General features: G+C 67.8%; 1 protein-coding gene. It reads right to left on the reverse strand.

The features are described 5' to 3' along the window. Positions 1–128: 128 nt before the first annotated feature. The coding region (locus NKH57_RS33705) for a Ppx/GppA phosphatase family protein (protein WP_352950679.1) at positions 129–1195 on the reverse strand (1067 nt) is incomplete at its 5' end.

Here is a 1195-nt window from a genome sequence, read left to right on the forward strand (position 1 = left end):
CGCCCCCACCCCCCCCCCCGCTGTTGTCTTCGTAGGTGCCCACCCATTAATTAGTCCGCTCTTTGCCTCCCCCGGGGCTAGGGGGGGTGTGGTGCCGCCCAATGCTCGAGGGTGGGGGGCTCGACTGTTCATGCTCTGCCACGCCCATCATTGCGCCAGACGCCGTCATCGGCCATCAGCTCGCTCAATATGCCTTCGCGCAGGCCACGGTCGGCGACGCGCAATCGTTCCGACGGCCATACGGCGCGGATCGCTTCCAGGATAGCACAGCCGGCCAGCACCAGATCGGCGCGATCCGCACCGATGCAAGGGTTGGCGCAGCGCTGCTGGAAATCCCAGCCGACCAGTCGTTCGACCATGCGGTCGACGCTGTCGCGATCCATCCACAATCCGTCGACACGGCGGCGGTCGTAGCGCTCGAGGTCGAGGTGAACGCCGGCCAGCGTCGTCACCGTTCCGGACGTGCCGAGCAGATGGAAATTCGGGCTGGCCTTGAGATGGCTCAACCGATCGCGCCCATCGAAGCTGGCCAGCCGGCCGGCGACGTCGTCGACCATGGCGGCAAAAACCTCGCGCGTCACCGTGCGGCCGCCGAAACGTTCGGCCAGCGATACGACGCCGACCGGCAGCGAGGTCCACGAGACGATATGGTTGGCGAGCCTTGGCGAACGGCGGCCGGCGAGATCGATCAGCGCGATTTCGGAGGAGCCGCCGCCAATATCGAACAGCACGACGCCTTGCGTGTCGCGCTCGACCAGCGAGCCGCAGCCGGAAACCGCGAGCCGCGCTTCGGTCTGGCGATCGATGATCTCGAGCTTCAGGCCGGCTTCGCGCTCGACGCGGTCGAGGAACTCGAGGCCGTTATCGGCAGTGCGACAGGCTTCGGTGGCGATCAGCCGGGCTTTCCGGATCTTGCGGTTGCGCAACTTGTCGCCGCAGATCTTCAGTGCCTCGACCGCGCGGTCCATCGCCGGCTGGCCGAGCCGACCGTTGGCGGTGAGCCCCTCGCCCAGCCGGACGATGCGCGAAAAGGCATCGATGACGCGGAACTGGCCATGCCGCGTCGGCACGGCGACCAGCAGCCGGCAATTGTTGGTGCCGAGGTCAAGCGCCGCAAAGACGGGAAGTTCATGCATTGGCGGCCGGCCGGCGCCGTGTTGCAACCGCCCCCGCGCAGCCGCGGGCGAGGCCGCCG

The organism is Mesorhizobium sp. M1050 (assembly GCF_040318715.1).
Taxonomy (GTDB): Bacteria; Pseudomonadota; Alphaproteobacteria; order Rhizobiales; family Rhizobiaceae; genus Mesorhizobium.